The sequence below is a fragment of the Mesorhizobium australafricanum genome (assembly GCF_033977265.1).
Taxonomy (GTDB): domain Bacteria; phylum Pseudomonadota; class Alphaproteobacteria; order Rhizobiales; family Rhizobiaceae; genus Mesorhizobium; species Mesorhizobium australafricanum.
This window is the reverse complement of sequence record NZ_JAVIIT010000001.1, coordinates 577,578-593,583: the sequence shown is the minus strand read 5'-3', so window position 1 is coordinate 593,583 and position 16,006 is coordinate 577,578. Positions and strand designations below refer to the sequence as shown.

21 protein-coding genes are annotated in these 16,006 nt (G+C 63.3%); 12 read left to right on the top strand and 9 right to left on the bottom strand.

Translation table 11 applies throughout. The annotated features are described in order from the left end of the window. Positions 1-5: 5 nt before the first annotated feature. From RFM98_RS02910 to RFM98_RS02895, 4 genes are all read right to left on the bottom strand, one after another. Positions 6-344, bottom strand: a complete 339-nt coding sequence (locus RFM98_RS02910) for an XdhC family protein (RefSeq protein WP_320307413.1) — start codon at positions 342-344, stop codon at positions 6-8. Between the two features lie 103 nt (positions 345-447). After that, on the bottom strand, positions 448-1,698 hold the full coding sequence (locus RFM98_RS02905) for a vWA domain-containing protein (protein ID WP_320307412.1): 1,251 nt from the start codon (positions 1,696-1,698) through the stop codon (positions 448-450). Positions 1,699-1,703: 5 nt separating this feature from the next. After that, complete coding sequence (locus RFM98_RS02900) at positions 1,704-2,627, bottom strand: AAA family ATPase (RefSeq protein WP_040981224.1); 924 nt, start codon at positions 2,625-2,627, stop codon at positions 1,704-1,706. A 47-nt stretch (positions 2,628-2,674) separates the two neighbouring features. Beyond that, complete coding sequence (locus tag RFM98_RS02895) at positions 2,675-3,169, bottom strand: flavin reductase (RefSeq protein ID WP_320307411.1); 495 nt, start codon at positions 3,167-3,169, stop codon at positions 2,675-2,677. Between the two features lie 192 nt (positions 3,170-3,361). On the opposite strand from RFM98_RS02895, the gene RFM98_RS02890 reads away from it, so the two are divergent. Further along, positions 3,362-4,432 (top strand): branched-chain amino acid ABC transporter substrate-binding protein, encoded by a 1,071-nt coding sequence (locus RFM98_RS02890; RefSeq protein WP_320307410.1) that lies wholly within the window; start codon positions 3,362-3,364, stop codon positions 4,430-4,432. Next, positions 4,432-5,448 (top strand): P1 family peptidase, encoded by a 1,017-nt coding sequence (locus RFM98_RS02885; RefSeq protein ID WP_320307409.1) that lies wholly within the window; start codon positions 4,432-4,434, stop codon positions 5,446-5,448. The genes RFM98_RS02890 and RFM98_RS02885 overlap by 1 nt, the downstream gene beginning before the upstream one ends. An 86-nt stretch (positions 5,449-5,534) precedes the next feature. On the opposite strand, the gene RFM98_RS02880 is transcribed toward RFM98_RS02885, so the two are convergent. Next, complete coding sequence (locus RFM98_RS02880) at positions 5,535-5,792, bottom strand: DUF2171 domain-containing protein (RefSeq protein WP_320307408.1); 258 nt, start codon at positions 5,790-5,792, stop codon at positions 5,535-5,537. 185 nt (positions 5,793-5,977) lie between these two features. On the opposite strand from RFM98_RS02880, the gene RFM98_RS02875 reads away from it, so the two are divergent. Beyond that, positions 5,978-6,190 (top strand): hypothetical protein, encoded by a 213-nt coding sequence (locus tag RFM98_RS02875; RefSeq protein ID WP_320307549.1) that lies wholly within the window; start codon positions 5,978-5,980, stop codon positions 6,188-6,190. A 61-nt stretch (positions 6,191-6,251) separates the two neighbouring features. Then, on the top strand, positions 6,252-7,559 hold the full coding sequence (purB, locus tag RFM98_RS02870; RefSeq protein ID WP_320307407.1) for an adenylosuccinate lyase: 1,308 nt from the start codon (positions 6,252-6,254) through the stop codon (positions 7,557-7,559). A 194-nt stretch (positions 7,560-7,753) separates the two neighbouring features. Here the strand turns inward: purB and RFM98_RS02865 are convergent, their stop codons facing one another. Continuing rightward, positions 7,754-8,566 carry a VOC family protein gene (locus RFM98_RS02865; protein ID WP_320307406.1) on the bottom strand — a complete coding sequence of 271 codons (813 nt, stop codon included), beginning with the start codon at positions 8,564-8,566 and terminating at the stop codon, positions 7,754-7,756. A 191-nt stretch (positions 8,567-8,757) separates the two neighbouring features. Here RFM98_RS02865 and RFM98_RS02860 point away from each other — a divergent pair, with 191 nt between their 5' ends. Then, positions 8,758-9,315: an RBBP9/YdeN family alpha/beta hydrolase gene (locus RFM98_RS02860; RefSeq protein WP_320213562.1), complete on the top strand. Its 558-nt coding sequence runs from the start codon at positions 8,758-8,760 to the stop codon at positions 9,313-9,315. Between the two features lie 7 nt (positions 9,316-9,322). On the opposite strand, the gene RFM98_RS02855 is transcribed toward RFM98_RS02860, so the two are convergent. Next, complete coding sequence (locus tag RFM98_RS02855; RefSeq protein WP_320307405.1) at positions 9,323-10,096, bottom strand: HpcH/HpaI aldolase family protein; 774 nt, start codon at positions 10,094-10,096, stop codon at positions 9,323-9,325. Between the two features lie 219 nt (positions 10,097-10,315). Next, a complete protein-coding gene (locus tag RFM98_RS02850) occupies positions 10,316-10,636 on the bottom strand; it encodes a DUF1476 domain-containing protein (protein ID WP_320213564.1) in 321 nt (106 codons plus the stop codon). Positions 10,637-10,909: 273 nt separating this feature from the next. Here RFM98_RS02850 and purC point away from each other — a divergent pair, with 273 nt between their 5' ends. From purC to RFM98_RS02820, 6 genes are all read left to right on the top strand, one after another. Then, positions 10,910-11,704, top strand: a complete 795-nt coding sequence (gene purC, locus RFM98_RS02845) for a phosphoribosylaminoimidazolesuccinocarboxamide synthase (protein ID WP_320213565.1) — start codon at positions 10,910-10,912, stop codon at positions 11,702-11,704. A 66-nt stretch (positions 11,705-11,770) separates the two neighbouring features. Beyond that, positions 11,771-12,010, top strand: a complete 240-nt coding sequence (gene purS / locus RFM98_RS02840) for a phosphoribosylformylglycinamidine synthase subunit PurS (RefSeq protein WP_320235638.1) — start codon at positions 11,771-11,773, stop codon at positions 12,008-12,010. An 18-nt stretch (positions 12,011-12,028) separates the two neighbouring features. Continuing rightward, positions 12,029-12,283 (top strand): hypothetical protein, encoded by a 255-nt coding sequence (locus RFM98_RS02835; protein ID WP_320213567.1) that lies wholly within the window; start codon positions 12,029-12,031, stop codon positions 12,281-12,283. Then, positions 12,280-12,948 (top strand): phosphoribosylformylglycinamidine synthase subunit PurQ, encoded by a 669-nt coding sequence (gene purQ, locus RFM98_RS02830; RefSeq protein ID WP_320307404.1) that lies wholly within the window; start codon positions 12,280-12,282, stop codon positions 12,946-12,948. Before RFM98_RS02835 ends, purQ begins: the two co-directional genes overlap by 4 nt. A 40-nt stretch (positions 12,949-12,988) precedes the next feature. Further along, entirely contained in the window at positions 12,989-13,399 is a 411-nt protein-coding gene (locus RFM98_RS02825; protein WP_320307403.1) for a hypothetical protein, read from the top strand. A gap of 7 nt (positions 13,400-13,406) precedes the next feature. Continuing rightward, positions 13,407-14,069, top strand: coding sequence for a Pr6Pr family membrane protein (locus RFM98_RS02820; protein WP_320307402.1), 663 nt, complete (start codon positions 13,407-13,409; stop codon positions 14,067-14,069). Positions 14,070-14,127: 58 nt separating this feature from the next. On the opposite strand, the gene RFM98_RS02815 is transcribed toward RFM98_RS02820, so the two are convergent. After that, positions 14,128-14,469, bottom strand: coding sequence for a DUF1127 domain-containing protein (locus tag RFM98_RS02815; protein WP_430682241.1), 342 nt, complete (start codon positions 14,467-14,469; stop codon positions 14,128-14,130). On the opposite strand from RFM98_RS02815, the gene RFM98_RS02810 reads away from it, so the two are divergent. After that, positions 14,468-15,877: an aminotransferase-like domain-containing protein gene (locus tag RFM98_RS02810; RefSeq protein WP_320307401.1), complete on the top strand. Its 1,410-nt coding sequence runs from the start codon at positions 14,468-14,470 to the stop codon at positions 15,875-15,877. The genes RFM98_RS02815 and RFM98_RS02810 overlap by 2 nt on opposite strands. Positions 15,878-16,006 lie beyond the last annotated feature (129 nt).

The following is a 16,006-nucleotide window of genomic DNA, read 5'->3' as shown; positions in this document are numbered from 1 at the left end:
GACGGTCAGCCCAGCCGCTCGACATAGACCTTGATGCGGCCGCCGCAGGACAGCCCCACCTGCCAGGCGGTCTCGTCGGCGACGCCGAACTCCAGCATCCTGGCCTTGCCCGAGCCGATGACGTCCATCGCCTCCGTCACCACGGCGCCCTCGACGCAGCCTCCGGAAACCGAGCCATGGAAATTCCCCTCGGCGTCGATGACCAGATGGCTGCCGACCGGACGCGGCGCCGAACCCCATGTCTCGACCACGGTCGCGATGGCGACATCCTTGCCGTCCTTCATCCAGCCTTCCGCGATGATCAGGGGATCGCGGGCTTCATCGAGATAAATACTCTCTTCCATCGTCGCTTCTCACAAAGTCTGTTTTTCAAGGGAAACTTTAGTTTTCCCCGAGGAAACTTGAGGCTTCCCTTTGGGAAACGAATGTTTTCCCCCGGACATATGGCTACGCCGCGCGCCTCCCGCCAGTTTGCAGCCAGCGGCGCGGATCGACCGCAACCGCCGGCCGCTGGTCGAGAGAAGCGCAAAGATCGGCCAGCGCGTCGAGATTGTGCACTGCCCGGAACTCGTCGACATGCGGCAGCATCGCCTTCACACCGCGGGCCCGCGCCTCGAACCCGTCGAAGCGCAAAAGCGGATTGAGCCAGATCAGCCGCCGGCAGGATTTATGCAGCCGCTCCATCTCCTCCGACAGGCCGGTGACGTCGTCGCGCTCCAGCCCGTCGGTGATGAGGAGCACCACGGCGCCCTGCCCCAGCACGCGCCGCGACCACAACCGGTTGAACTCGGCGAGCGTGTCGCCGATACGGGTACCGCCCGACCAGTCCTTCACCGCCGCCGAGCATTCGGCCAGCGCCTCGTCCGGATCGCGATGGCGCATCTGCCGGGTCAGGTTGGTCAAGCGCGTGCCGAAGACGAAGGCATGCACGCGGCGACGTTTCTCCGTCAGGGCATGCAGGAAGTGCAGGAAGATGCGAGTATACTGGCTCATCGAGCCCGAAATGTCGGCCAGCACGACCAGCGGCGGATACACTTCGCGCGGAGAACGGAATTTCGGCAGGATAAGCTGGCCGCCGGTGCGCGCCGCCGAGCGCATCATGGCGCGCGGATCGATACGGCGGCCCTGTGTGTCGACCTTGAAGCGCCGCGTGCGGATCAGGTCGAAGGGTAGGCGCAAGGCCGCGATCGCCTTTTTGGCCTCGGCCATTTCGCCGGCGTCCATCTGGGCGAAATCCTTGCCGCGCAGCACTTCGTTGCCGGAAAAGGTGAGGCGCGCATCGACCTCGATCTCCGGCACTTCCCGAACCGGCTGGCTTTTCTGATGGCCTTCGAACATCGCCTGGCTGACGCGGTTCTCGGCCGCGCGCGGCTTCTGCTTTTCGCGATCGTCCGGCGCGACCGGCGAAAACATCGCCAGCAGCTTCTCGATCAGCTCACGCGATTTCCAGAACAGGCGGAAAGCCTCGTCGAAGACCGGGTGATCCTCGTGCCGCGAGACCAGCACCGCATGCAGCGTCCAGTAGAAATCGTCGCGCGAGCCGATGCCTGCGGCAAGCACCGCCTCGATGGCATCCTTCACCGAGGCCGGGCCGACGCGCATGCCGGCCTTGCGCAGCGCCCGCGCGAAATAGACGATGTTGTCAGCGATGCGCCCATCCGCTGTCGCTTCCCTGGGCTCCGGGCGCGGTACAGGCATCACGCCTACTCCGCCGCCGAAAGCTCGGCCTTCACCTCATTGAGGATGCGCCGGCCCTCGCCCTCACCGATGCGGGCAATGTCGTCCTGGTATTTCAAAAGCACGCCGATCGTATCGGACACGGTTTCCGGATCGAGCGCCACCTTGTCGAGCTCGGTCAGCGCGCCGGCCCAATCGATGGTTTCGGCGACGCCGGGCGCCTTGAACAACTCGATCTGGCGCAGCTTCTGGATGAAGGACACGACCTCCGCCGACAACCGGCGGTTCGCCTGCGGCACCTTGCGCCGAACGATCTCCAGCTCGCGCTCCGCATTCGGATAATCGACCCAGTGATAAAGGCAGCGCCGCTTCAGCGCGTCATGGATCTCGCGCGTGCGGTTGGTGGTGATGATGACGATCGGCGGCTCTTCCGCCTTGATCGTGCCAAGCTCCGGAACCGTGACCTGGAAGTCCGACAATATCTCGAGCAGGAACGCCTCGAACGCTTCGTCCGTGCGGTCAAGCTCGTCGATCAGGAAGACCGGCGCGGCGCCCGCCTTGCCGGTCAGCGCGTCGAGCACCGGGCGGCGGATCAGGTATTTTTCGGAAAAGACGTTACGCTCCATATCGGAGCGCACGACCTTGCCAGCCGCCTCTTCCATGCGGATCTCGATCATCTGGGCGGCATAATTCCACTCATAGACGGCCGAGGAGACGTCGAGCCCCTCATAGCATTGCAAGCGGATCAGCCGGCGGCCGAGCGCGTCGGCCAGTACCTTGGCGATCTCGGTCTTGCCGACGCCCGCCTCGCCTTCCAGGAACAAAGGCCGCTTCATGCGCAGCGAAAGAAACAGCACGGTCGCCAGCGAACGGTCCGCGACATAGTCCGCGCCGGTCAAGAGATCGAGCGTTTCGTCGATCGATTTCGGCGCGGGGCGCGGCGCGGTCATCTTGTCTCCGTGGATCCCGCCCGCCCTTTTCAAAGAAAATGAACGTTTCAAAGAAAATGGTAGCCGCGGTTGTGGTAGATCAGCGGCCGCAAATTATCGCCGATGCGCAGCCCTGTCACCTTGCCAAAAAGCACACGATGGGTGGCCAAATCCTTGCTGTCGATAATCTCGCAGTCGAACACGGCCAGCGCGCCTTTCAACGTCGGCGCCCCGGTGGAGATCACATCCCACTCCGCAAGCGCGAAACGCTCGTCCGCCGGCAGGCCGGTGATGCCGGAAAAGCCCACCGAGACGACTTCCTGGTCCGAGGCCAGGGTGTTCAGCGCGAACTTGCCGTTTTTGATGAAGGCTTCGTTCTTGGGGTTCTCGCGGTTGAGGCAGACCAGGACCGTCGGCGGCGTGTCCGAAACCGAACAGGCGGCGATCACCGTGGCGCCTCGCTTGCCGCACGGACCGTCCGTCGTCACCACATGCACATGGCCGGCGAAATGCGCCATCGCATCGCGATAGTGCTGCGGCCCGATGTCATTGATCTTAAGCACCCGATAATCCACCTGTCGAAACCAGTTCGTTATATATGGCGGCATATTGCACGCCACAAGTTACCTAGCACGGGCGAAGTGCTTGACTGCAATCCGCAAATTCGCGTGTTGCGTGGCGCTTAGCCAGCCTTTAGGTCTTTTTTGGAATAGTGTCGGGACTGTATTCCCGGCATGGAGGATCTCTTAGCCCGAATGCGTCTTCTCACGACGACATCAGCCGTGCTGCTCTGGCTGTCGCTGGCCGCGAGCGCCGACGCCGAGACGCTGGTCGGCGTTGCGGCCCCGCTTTCCGGTCCATCGGCGATCCTGGGCAAAGAGGTCGAGGCAGGCGCAGGGCTGGCGGCCGAGGCAAACGGCATCGCGATCAAAGCCGTTGACGATGCCTGCACCGCCGATGGCGGCGCCGCGGCGGCAAAGGAATTCGTCGACGCCAAGGTTAATGTCGTGGTGGGCTTTCTCTGCACCGAGGCGATCGAGGCCGCACTGCCGGTCCTGAAGGACGCCAACATTCCGGTCATCACGGTCGGCGTGCGCACCGAAAGCCTGACCGACCGGCGCACCAAGACCGGCTGGCTGGTCTACCGGCTCGGCCCGCGCGGCGACGATGAGCGCAATGCAGTTGCCGCAAACCTTACGCAGCTCTGGCGCGACGACCTGTTCGCCATCGTCGACGACGGCACCATCTATGGCCGAGAGATAGCCGAGACTTTCCGCGCCGCGGCCGAGCAGGCGGCGCTGAAGCCGGTCTTCGTCGACACGTTCCGACCTCAGCTCGACAACCAGATCGGATTGATCGGCCGGCTGAAAAAGGCCGGCGCGACAAAAGTGTTCGCCGGCGGCGACGGCGACGACGTCGCGATCATGGGTCGCGATGCCGCCCAGCTCGACGCCGGCATCACCTTTGCCGGCGGCGAAAACCTGCGCGTGCCGCCAGGCGATGTGCCCTACGCCGTCGGCACGCTGATGATCGCGCCGCCCGAATGGTCGGAGATCGCCGACCCCAGAATTGTGCAGGCCTTCGGCGCAAAGAACATCGCGCCGGATGGCTATGCCCTTCCGGCCTATGCCGCGGTCGAGGTCGCCAAGGCCGCGCTGGCCGGCGCGGAAAGCTCCGGCCAGCCGCTCGGCGAAGCACTGACCGGCCATGATTTCACGACCGCGATTGGCGCCATCCGCTTCGACGACAAGGGTGATCTCAGCCAGAACCCGTTCCGCGTCTACCGCTTCGACGGCACGCATTTCGTGCCGCTGGAGAGCAACTGATGTTCCGCACCGGTCCGCGCAACCTGATCACTGACGTTGCGGGCTTGAGCGTCGGCAACGCGGCCGATGCCATGCTGAAATCCGGCGTCACGGTGGTGCTGTGCGATGAGCCTGCCGTTGCCGGCGTCCAGGTGCTGGGCGGCGCGCCGGGCACGCGCGAGACCGACCTGCTCGAGCCGCAGAATTCGATCGCCACGATCCATGCCGTCGTTCTGTCAGGCGGCTCCGCCTTCGGCCTTGACGCCGCCTCCGGCGTGCAAGCGGCGCTGCGCGAGAAAAACATCGGCGTCGAGGTGGGTGGCTTCCGCGTGCCGATCGTGCCGGCCGCGATCCTGTTCGACCTGCGCAATGGCGGCGACAAGGACTGGGGCCGTTATCCGCCCTATCGCGAACTCGGCTACGAGGCCGTGCAGGCGGCAGCGGTGGATTTTGACATCGGCACGGCGGGTGCCGGCGCCGGCGCGCTGACCTCCGGGCTGAAAGGCGGGCTGGGCTCCGCCTCGACCGTTCTTGACAGCGGCGTCACTGTCGGCGCGCTCGCCGCCGTCAACCCGACCGGCTCGGTCACGGTCGGCCGCAGCCGCCATTTCTGGGCCGCACCCTTCGAGATCGGCGACGAGTTCGGCGGCCTGGGCTATCCCGCTCCGCTGCCCGAAGACGCCAGGAAGATACTTTTGAAATATCGCGACAGGCGCGTCGGAGGACAGGAGGAGGGCTCCAGCACCACCATCGCCGTCATCGCCACGGACGCCGTTCTGACCAAGGCCGCGGCCAAGCGATTGGCGATTTCGGCGCATGACGGATTCGCCCGCGCCATCTGGCCGACGCATACGCCGGCGGACGGCGATCTCGTCTTTGCGCTGGCGACAGGCAGGAGCGGCATCGAGCTCAGCGCCGATGCCGCGATCGATCTGTTCGCGACAGCCGGCGCGACCATGGCGCGCGCCATCAGCCGCGGCGTCCATGCCGCGACGCCTGCAGACGGCGATCTGTTTCCGGTCTGGTCGTCGCGCTGACCGACGCAATTCCAGAAAAAGGTGTGCAGCGCTTAGGCTCGGCGACTTCGCCTTAGCCTTCGTCCGGAATTGCGTAAAAACAAAGATCAGGTTGGATCGGATTTCTCTTCCTCGAAGGTGACGGCGACATCCGAATTCGCCGACAGCCAGACCTTCTGCCCGTCGATCTCCGCGACCAGCGCGAGCGAAATGTAATGGTGATGTCCCTTGTGCGCGCCCATGCCGCTGTCGGCCTTGGTCAGCTTGATCCGGTCACCCTCGACCTTGTCGACGGTGCCGATATGGACGCCGTCGGCGCCGATCACTTCCATATGTCCGCGTATCTTGCCGATGTCGGTGCTCATGCTGGTCCTCCGGTGGATGGCGATTTGCCCTTTCGGATGCGAGACGGCCGACAATAACAAATGAACGCCGGATTGGATGCATTGCTCGGCACACGTTCACCATGGCGTGATAGGCATGATGTCCATGAGACAGATGTCAAACCGATGACGCCCGGACACGTGGCGCGCGATATGGCTTGCCGCCGATGACGCCGCTGCAGCCGGGGCATGGCCATGGGAGCCAGCGCGCTGGCAAATCTTCTGCTGGCCGCCTGGGGCCGACCTGGGCATTCGAATTCGCCTTCACCATGCTGACCGCGCTCTACCAGTTCGTCGTGCTTGGCGTGCGGCTCTATTTTCCGCCGGGTTTTGCGGCACTTGTCGCGGCAAGCATCTGGTTTGCGCGGCAGCGGCGTTGAGCATCGGGCCTGCCTCTGTTAGGACGCGGCCAACGCTTATCTAGGCAGGATTGAAAAACGGATGATCCCTCGCTATTCCCGGCCGGAAATGGTCACCATCTGGTCGCCCGAAACCCGCTTCCGCATTTGGTTCGAGATCGAGGCGCATGCCTGCGATGCGCTGGCGGAACTGGGCGTCATCCCGAAAGAAGCGGCAAGGACGATCTGGGAAAAAGGCGGCGCGGCCAAATTCGACGTCGCAAAGATCGACGAGATCGAACGCGTCACCAAGCATGACGTCATCGCTTTCCTGACCCATCTTGCCGAATTCGTCGGACCGGATGCACGCTTCATCCACCAGGGCATGACCTCGTCGGATGTGCTCGACACCTGCCTTGCCGTGCAGCTGACGCGCGCCAGCGATATCCTGCTTGCCGACATCGATGCCCTGCTTGCGGCGCTGAAGCGCCGCGCCTTCGACCACAAGGACACGGTCACCATCGGCCGCAGCCATGGCATCCACGCCGAGCCGACCACCTTCGGCGTCAAGCTGGCGCAGGCCTATGCCGAATTCTCGCGCTGCCGCGAGCGGCTGGTGCATGCGCGCGAAGACATCGCAACCTGCGCCATTTCCGGCGCCGTCGGCACCTTCGCCAACATCGAGCCTTATGTCGAAGAGCATGTGGCGGCAAAACTTGGGCTGAAGCCGGAGCCGGTGTCCACCCAGGTGATCCCGCGCGACCGGCACGCCATGTTCTTTGCCACGCTGGGCGTCATCGCCTCGTCGGTCGAGCGCCTCGCCATCGAGATCCGCCATCTGCAGCGCACCGAAGTGCTGGAAGCGGAAGAATATTTCTCGCCGGGCCAGAAGGGCTCGTCGGCGATGCCGCACAAGCGCAACCCGGTGCTGACCGAAAACCTCACCGGCCTTGCCCGTATGGTGCGCGCCTACGCCATGCCGGCGATGGAAGATGTGGCGCTCTGGCATGAACGCGACATTTCGCATTCATCGGTCGAGCGCATGATCGGGCCGGATGCGACTGTGACGCTGGATTTCGCATTGGCACGCCTTACCGGCGTCGTCGACAAGCTGCTCGTCTACCCCGAGAACATGGAGAAGAACCTCAACAAGTTCCGTGGGCTGGTGCATTCCCAGCGCGTGCTGCTGGCGCTGACCCAGGCCGGCCTGTCACGCGAGGACGCCTACCGGCTGGTGCAGCGCAACGCCATGAAAGTGTGGGAACACGGCGCCGATTTCCTTGAGGAACTGCTTGCCGACAAGGACGTCACGGCCGCCCTCCCCGAAGCAGAGATCCGCGAGAAATTCGACCTCGGCTACCACACCAAGCATGTCGACACGATCTTCAAGCGGGTGTTCGGAGAAGCTTGACCTTTCCTTCTCCCCGTTCACGGGGAGAAGGTGCCCGAAGGGCGGATGAGGGGCGGCGCTGACTTCGGCGATCACCGCACCCATAAGCTCCGCGGACGAAAAGACTATCAAGACGCGGCGCTGCCCCTCATTGCCCTGCCGGGCATTTCTCCCCGTATAGTGACGGGGAGAAAGACGCTGTCACCAACGCCGGATCAAGCCTTACCGGGCACAGTCCTGATCACAGTACCCCATGGGTCTTCCCGCGCAGTCTCCGCCTTCACATTGTTCGAGCGCATTTCGACCCAGGCGAGGCCTGAGCGAGACGGATCGCGCTTTCCCGCGCCGGCGCTCTGCCAGGCATTGGCGCCGATATGGTGATGGTAATGGCCGGACGACAGGAACACCGCCTGGCCGCCATATTTGGCGACGGTGTCGAAGCCGAACTCGTCATGCCACCAGGCTTCCGCGTCTTCCGGCCGACCGACGCGCAGATGCACATGGCCGACAATGGTGTTTTCCGGCGCACCCTGCCAGCCGGCATCGCCCGCCGGCACGCTGCCGACCACCGCCTGAAGGTTCAGCCGCTCGGTCGCCATGGCGATACGGTCGCCGTTCCATTTCCAGTCCTGAGGGCTGCGGTCGGCATAGATCTCGATGCCATTGCCCTCCGGGTCGGTCAGATAGAGCGCCTCGCTGACCAGATGGTCCGACGCGCCCTCGATGCGGATTTGATTGGCGGCAGCGTGGCTGATCCAGCGGCCGAGATCGGCGCGCGACGGCAAAAGGAAAGCGGTGTGGAAAAGACCGGCGCTGCGCGGATCATCCGGCTTGGCCGAAGAATCCGCTTCGAGCACCAGCAATGGCCGGTTGGCTGCGCCGAGCGTGATCGCGCCATCGGCGCGGCTCAGTTCCCGCAGGCCGACGACGGCGCGGTAATAGGCAGCCAGGCTCTCGGCGTCGCGCGCCTTCAACCCCACGCGCGACACGCTGACCGGGGTGGTCGCGGCAAAAGGCAATTCGCTCATCAAGCTCTCCGTTCGGGCGGCGCTCGTTCCCAAGATGGGTTTTTCAGGCCGCCAGCCATTCTTCCCCTCAAATCGTCGATTGCGATCGTTCACACAAGACAGCAAGAATCGAACAAGTTGTTCACAATTGTGATGGCGCCGATATTTGCGACAGGGTTGCAGGCGACAAGGCCGCTCGCTACATCGGCGCCATGAAAGTCAAAGACACAGATATTTTGATCGTTCCGGGCTACACCAATTCCGGCCCCGAGCACTGGCAGACCCGCTGGCAGTCGAAACTGTCGACGGCCCGCCGGGTCGAGCAGGCGGAATGGACGAAGCCGGTGCGCGAGGACTGGACGGCGAGCGTGGCGAATGCCGTCAATGAAGCCGAACGGCCGGTGGTGCTCGTCGCGCACTCGCTCGGCGTGGCGGCGGCGGTGCAGGCTATCCCGCAATTCAAGAAGCCGGTCGCCGGCGCCTTCTTCGTGGCGCCGCCGGATGTCTCCAATCCGGAAATCAGGCCGAGGCATCTGATGACCTTCGGCCCTTATTCGCGCGATCCCCTGCCCTTTCCGTCGATCGTGATTGCCAGCCGCAACGATCCGTTCTGCGCCTTCGAGATCGCCGAGGACATCGCCGCCGCCTGGGGATCGCTCTTCATCGACGCCGGCGAGGCCGGCCATCTCAACCAGGATGCCGGCTTCGGCCCATGGCCGGAGGGTTCGATGACTTTCGCCAAGTTCCTGACGGAGTTGAAGCAGCCGTAAGGCTCCCTCAGCCGCCGATCGAATCCCGCATGCTTTTCAAAAGGGTTTTTGCGCCGAGCGAGATCAGCGTGTGGTCCGAGCCCATGGCGAGCAGCCGGTAGCCCATCGACACGACGCGGCCGGCAATCGCCGGCTCGATGACGTAGATCGCCGCATGCTTTCCGGCCTTGCGCGTCCGCTCGGCGATCGAAGCGACCGTCTCCATCATGCTTTCCAGCGTCGAATTGATGGTGGTGCCGTTCGACCAGGCGATCGAAAAATCGGAAGGACCGACGAAGATGCCGTCGATGCCGGGCGTGTCCAAAATGCCGTCCAGCACCTCGAATGCCGCCCGCGTCTCGACCATCGCGAAGGCCATCGTGCGCTGGTTCGAATCGCGCAGCCATTCGGCATGGTCGCCCTTGCCGTGGCGCGGAAAGGCGTAGGTCGGCCCCCAGGAGCGCTCGCCCAGCGGCGGATATTTCATCGCGGCGGCGAACTGCCGGGCATCGGCCACGGAGTTCACCATCGGCGCGATCACCGCCTCGGCGCCGAAATCAAGCGCGCGGCTCGCCATGTCGAAGCGTCCGACCGGGATGCGCACCAGCGCCGGCTTGTTGGCGGCCAGCACAGGCACGAGGCCGCGCAGCACGCTGTCCTCGTGGTGGCCGCCATGCTGCATGTCGAGGGTGACGGCGTCAAAACCCTGCTTGGCGATGATTTCGACCGTCAGCGCGTCCGGCACGCCCGACCAGGCGGTGAACAGCGTTTCGTCGGCGGCCAGGCGGGACTTGAGCGACATCGGAACTTTCCTTGTTAACAATCCGCAGTTTCAGCCGGAAACCACGGGAAGGCAAAGAAAAACCGCCCGGTTATGCTGGGCGGTCGATTGGTCCAGTCAGAGCAATTCCAGGAAAAGTGTGAAACGGTTTTCCGTCCGGAATTGCGTAAAAACAAAGAGATAGAGCATGATGCCGAAAAGTGTGACGCGGTTTTCGGACGATATCATGCTCATCCAGCCTCAGGCATTCTTGATCTGCTCGATGGCCTCCGCCATCAACTCGTCCATGGTGCGGCGGATCTGATGGTCGGACTGGTTGACGCCGGCGGCATCGAAATCCTTGCGGATCTTGCGGAAGACGTCGTGATCGCCCGCTTCCTCTATATCGGCGACCACCACTTCCTTGGCGTAGGCTTCCGCATCGGCGCCGGATTTGCCCAGTTTCTCGGCCGCCCAGAGGCCAAGCGCCTTGTTTCGCCGTGCCGCGGCCTTGAAGCGAAGTTCCTCGTCGAAGACGAATTTGCGCTCAAAGCCCTCTTCACGGTCTTTCATGCTGCTCATGACGTCCCTCCGATCAATCCGATTCGCGTTCGCTGTGAATATGTGATGGGCAAGCACAAATCAAAAGGCCGCGAGCCGGTCAATATGCTTCGTCGCATGCTGCGCTGCGGCATTTCAGTCCCGAAAGCGGTTGATTCGCGGGATTTGGCGATTGAGCAAACAAGGCGATTGCGATAACACCGGCATTGAACGCTACCGTCGCCATACTAATTTAGGCAGACGGACAGGAAGTGGTCACTTGCCGCCTGCCCGCAGATCCAGAGAAAAAATCAGATGAAAAATCGCCGCCGCATTTACGAAGGCAAGGCCAAGATCCTCTATGAGGGGCCTGAGCCCGGGACGCTGATCCAGTTCTTCAAGGACGATGCCACAGCCTTCAACAAGAAGAAACATGAAGTGGTCGATGGCAAGGGCGTGCTCAACAACCGCATTTCGGAGCACATCTTCAACCATCTGAACCGCATGGGCATCCCGACCCACTTCATCCGCCGGCTCAACATGCGTGAGCAGCTGATCAAGGAAGTCGAGATCATCCCGCTAGAGGTCGTCGTGCGCAATGTCGCCGCCGGCTCGCTGTCCAAGCGCCTCGGCATCGAGGAAGGCACGGTGCTGCCGCGCTCGATCATCGAATTCTATTACAAGGCCGACGCGCTCGACGACCCGATGGTGTCGGAAGAGCACATCACCGCCTTCGGCTGGGCAAGCCCGCAGGAAATTGACGACATCATGGCGTTGGCCATCCGCGTCAACGACTTCCTTTCCGGCCTGTTCCTCGGCGTCGGCATCCAGCTCGTCGACTTCAAGATCGAATGCGGCCGCCTGTTCGAGGGCGATATGATGCGTATCGTCGTCGCCGACGAGATTTCGCCGGATTCCTGCCGGCTGTGGGACGTCGCGACCCAGGACAAGCTCGACAAGGACCGCTTCCGCCGTGACATGGGCGGCCTGGTCGAGGCCTATCAGGAAGTTGCCCGCCGTCTCGGCATCATCAACGAGAACGAGCCGCCGCGGCCGACCGGCCCGGTGCTCGTCGCCTCAACCGAATCGCCCAAGGGCCTGAAGCATTAAATACTGATGGGCCTGCCGGGCAATGGCAGGCCCCTTTCCCAAAAGACCGTCCGCCTAGGAGCATCGATGAAAGCGCGTATCACCGTGACCCTCAAGAACGGCGTTCTCGACCCGCAGGGCAAGGCGATCGAGCACGCGCTCTCCGGCCTCGGCTTCGACGGCGTCGGCCAGGTGCGCCAGGGCAAGGTGTTCGACATCGAGCTGACCGGTGCCGACAAGGCCAAGGCCGAGGCCGATCTCAAGGCCATGTGCGACAAGCTTCTGGCGAACACGGTGATTGAGAACTATAGTGTGGCCATAACCTGAGGTTGTGCCGGAGGCACTATGCCGGAAGCCACGAACGAATTGATGTTCGAACTATTGAAGCGTGTGCACCACGAAATTGGTGAGCTTCGCCAAGATGTGTCCGAAACGAAGCGCGAATTGAATGTCATGCGAGGCCACATGGTGGCCACGCAGAGCGACATTCACAACATCTATGGAATTCTGGCCCGTCAGGACGAGCGACTCGAACGCATAGACCGCCGTCTCGACTTGCGGGAACTTGCCGAAAATCAGAGGCCTTTCGAACCAAAATGAAATCAGCCGTCGTCCTCCTGCCTGGCCTCAACCGCGACCGCGACATGATCGCGGCGCTGACCAAGATTTCCGGTCAGGCGCCGGCGACCGTCTGGCAGACCGACACGGAAATCCCTGATGTCGACCTGATCGCCATCCCCGGCGGCTTCTCCTTCGGCGACTATCTGCGCTGCGGCGCGATCGCGGCACGCATGCCGGTGATGCGGGCGGTCGCCGAAAAGGCCGCCAAGGGCGTCACCGTCATCGGCGTCTGCAACGGCTTCCAGATCCTGGTCGAGGCCGGGCTGCTGCCCGGCGCGCTGATGCGCAATTCGTCGCTGAAATTCGTCTGCCGCCAGGTGAAGCTACAGATCGCCAACGCCAACACCATGTTCACGCGCGGCTACCAGCCCGGGCAGGTCATCCGCTCGCCCGTGGCGCATCATGACGGCAATTATTTCGCCGATGCCGAGACGCTTGCCCGGCTCGAAGGCGAAGGCCAGGTGGTGTTCCGCTACGCGGACGGCACCAATCCCAACGGCTCGATCAACGACATCGCCGGCATCGTCAACGACAAGGGCAATGTGCTGGGCCTGATGCCGCATCCGGAGAACCTGATCGAGGCGGCGCATGGCGGCAATGACGGACGGGCGCTGTTTGAAAGCGCGCTCGGCGTCGCGGCCTGATCCTTTGACATCCCTATCGGAACGCGGGGGCGGACTGACCATGAGACCGACGATTGCTCGCCTTGCTCTCGTGGCCGCCGCCGGGCTTGCTTTGGCTTCGTGCCAGTCCAGCCCCAAGACCGCGCCGGTGCCGTCAGGCAAAAGCGCCTCGCTGCTTGCCATGGAGCAGGTCGCCATCTCGGCGCACAAATGCTGGATCGCCAGCAAGGATCCCGCCTTCAAGGCCTACCAGATGGCAAATGAGCTCAATTCCTACAGCGGCACGCCGCGCTTCTTGCTGGTGCCCGCCAAGCATTATGGCGGCAAGCCGCTGCTGGTCGTGCAGGCGCAAGGCAATTCCAGCCGCGTCGACGTCTTTGGTCCGCTGATGAACGAGCCGCTCGGCGCGCGCATAGGCTCCGACATCGCTCGCTGGCAGGCCGGCAATCCGTCCTGCGCGGCTGCAGCGTGAATCTGCCATGAGCCGGTTCCTGCAGATGGCGGGACTGGTTATCGGGCTTATCGGCCTCGTCCTGCAATTCGCCATCACCATACCGGCATCGATGGCGGCGGGACGCAGCTTGCTCGGCTCGATCGTCTTCTATTTCAGCTTCTTCACCATCCTGACCAACATCGCGGCGGTGATGGTGCATGCCGCGCTGGTCTCACCGGCCGGCTATGCGTGGTTCCCGGCCTTCGCTGGGCAGCGCATGCGCGCAGGCGTCGCGGTCGCCATGACGCTGGTCTTCATCGTCTATACGACCGTGCTGGCAGGCCTGTGGCAACCGCAGGGCCTGTTCCTGCTTTGCGACATCCTGCTCCACTACATCACGCCCTTTATCTTCGTCGTGTGGTGGCTCACCACAGGCGCCGACGGCAGCACGCGCTGGCGCGACATCTCCTGGTGGATGATCTATCCGATCGCCTACCTCGCCTATGCGCTGATACGCGCGCCATTCGTCGGCGAAGTACCCTACCCGTTCCTTGACGTCGCCAAGAACGGCGCGGCCAGCGTCGCCGTCTCGGCACTGGCTATCACCGCGTTGTTCGTCGGATTGAGTGTGCTCGTCGTGCTTGTCGATCACGGCATCGGCCGGCTGCGGGGAAAGCCCGCAACCCGGATTGCATCGCGGCGAGGATAGATCGTCATTCGACGATAGATCGTCACTCGAGGATAGATCGTCACTCGAGGATAGATCGTCACTCCCAGAATGCTCTGACGCCTTCGCGATACGCATCGCAACGCGAAATGCCGATATCCTTGAGCTGATCGTCCGTCATCTCCAAGAGTGCAAGACGCCCGCGCCGGCGCTCCAGCATGCGGTGGACCTGCTTCGCGATGGAGCGGAGCACGAGCACCATGCGACCGATGAAGCCGCGGCGGCTCGGAGCATCGGTCTGCGCGCGAGACGCCGGGCCGGCGTAGCGAATTGTCTCAATTGTATCCATTGTCATTGTGCCTTGTCTCGATTGCACCTTTCCAATCGCGGGTTCGATATGGATTGACTCACCACGTGGTGCAATATAGAAAATTGTCACCATGACAAATTGGCTCCCTGATCTCTCTTCCGGCTCCGGTCCACTCTATCAGCGCCTTGCTGACAGCATTGAGTCAGATATCGACAAGGGCGTCATCGATGCCGGTGCGAAACTGCCGCCGCAGCGCGACCTCGCCTATGATATCGGCACGACCGTCGGCACCATCGGCAGGGCCTATCAACTGCTGCGCGAACGCGGCCTGGTGAGCGGCGAGGTCGGGCGCGGCACCTATGTGCTCGGCCAGCGCGCCGAGACCCCGAAGCCCGAAGTCGAACCAGGCTTGCAAGGCACGCGCCTCATCGACGCGCCGAGCGGCAAGCTGCGTTTCGACAGCACCGCCGCGCCCGATGTCGGCCAGGGCGCCGTGATTGCCGACATGCTGGCACGCACGGCGCACGAACATCCGCACGACATTTCAAGCTACACGCGTGATTTTCCCGAGCGCTGGTACGAGGCAGGCAGCCGCTGGCTGGCGCGCAACGCCTTCCGCCCCTCGCCTGATTCAATCGTGCCGACGCTGGGCACCCATGCCGCGGTCATGGCGGCGATCGCGGCGCTGACCATGCCTGGCGACTACGTGGTCTTCGAGCACCTGACCTATTCGCAGATCGCGCGCAGCGCCGGGCTGATCGGGCGTCGCATCGCACTGGTCTTGACGGACGAGGATGGCATCGACCCGGACGATTTCGAACGTGTCTGCGCGCAGAAACATCCGAAAGTGATGTTCCTGATGCCGACGGCGAAGAACCCGACGCTGGTGACGCTCTCGGCGGAGCGGCGACAGGCGATAGCGCGGATCGCACGCGAGTACAATGTCGTGCTGATCGAGGACGATCTTTATGGCGAACTCACCGACGACCCGACACCGCTGCTGGCCGAATATGCGCCGGAGCGCACGATCGTCGCCGGTGGCCTGTCTAAGTCTGTCGCGGCCGGCGTGCGCGGCGGCTGGCTCTCCTGCCCGCCCACCTATCGCCATCGCATCCGCGTCGCCCACAAGATGATGACCGGCGGCCTGCCCTTCCTGCTGGCCGAGGTCGGCACAAGGCTGGTGATGTCGGGCCAGGCAGGCGAAATCCGCAAGCGCTGCATTGCCGAGATCGAGACACGTCTCGCCATCGTGCGCGACGTGCTGGCGGGGTTCGACATCAAGACAAGGGACAACGTGCCCTTCATCTGGCTGACCTTGCCGGACCCTTGGCTGTCCGGCACCTTCAAGAACGCCTGCCTGGCGCAAGGCGTGCTCATCGACGATGAGGACGAGTTCAAGGCCGGCCGTTCCGAGCAGGTCTTTCACGGCGTCCGCTTCGGCGTATCGCAACCCCGGCAAAGCAAGGACGTCGCAGGCGGCGTCGCCGTCATCCGCCGCCTGCTCGACGAAGGCCGTGCCGGCTACGACAGTTTTTCCTGAGCCCGGTTCCTCAAGCCGGCAAGCCCGATCAAGCCGGCAAGCGTTGGCTATAGAGGCAGCTTTCCGGCGTTTTTCGTCATGCGATGGGGTGTATCGCGCGAAAGCTTGCGATAAGAGGAGACTCAGAAA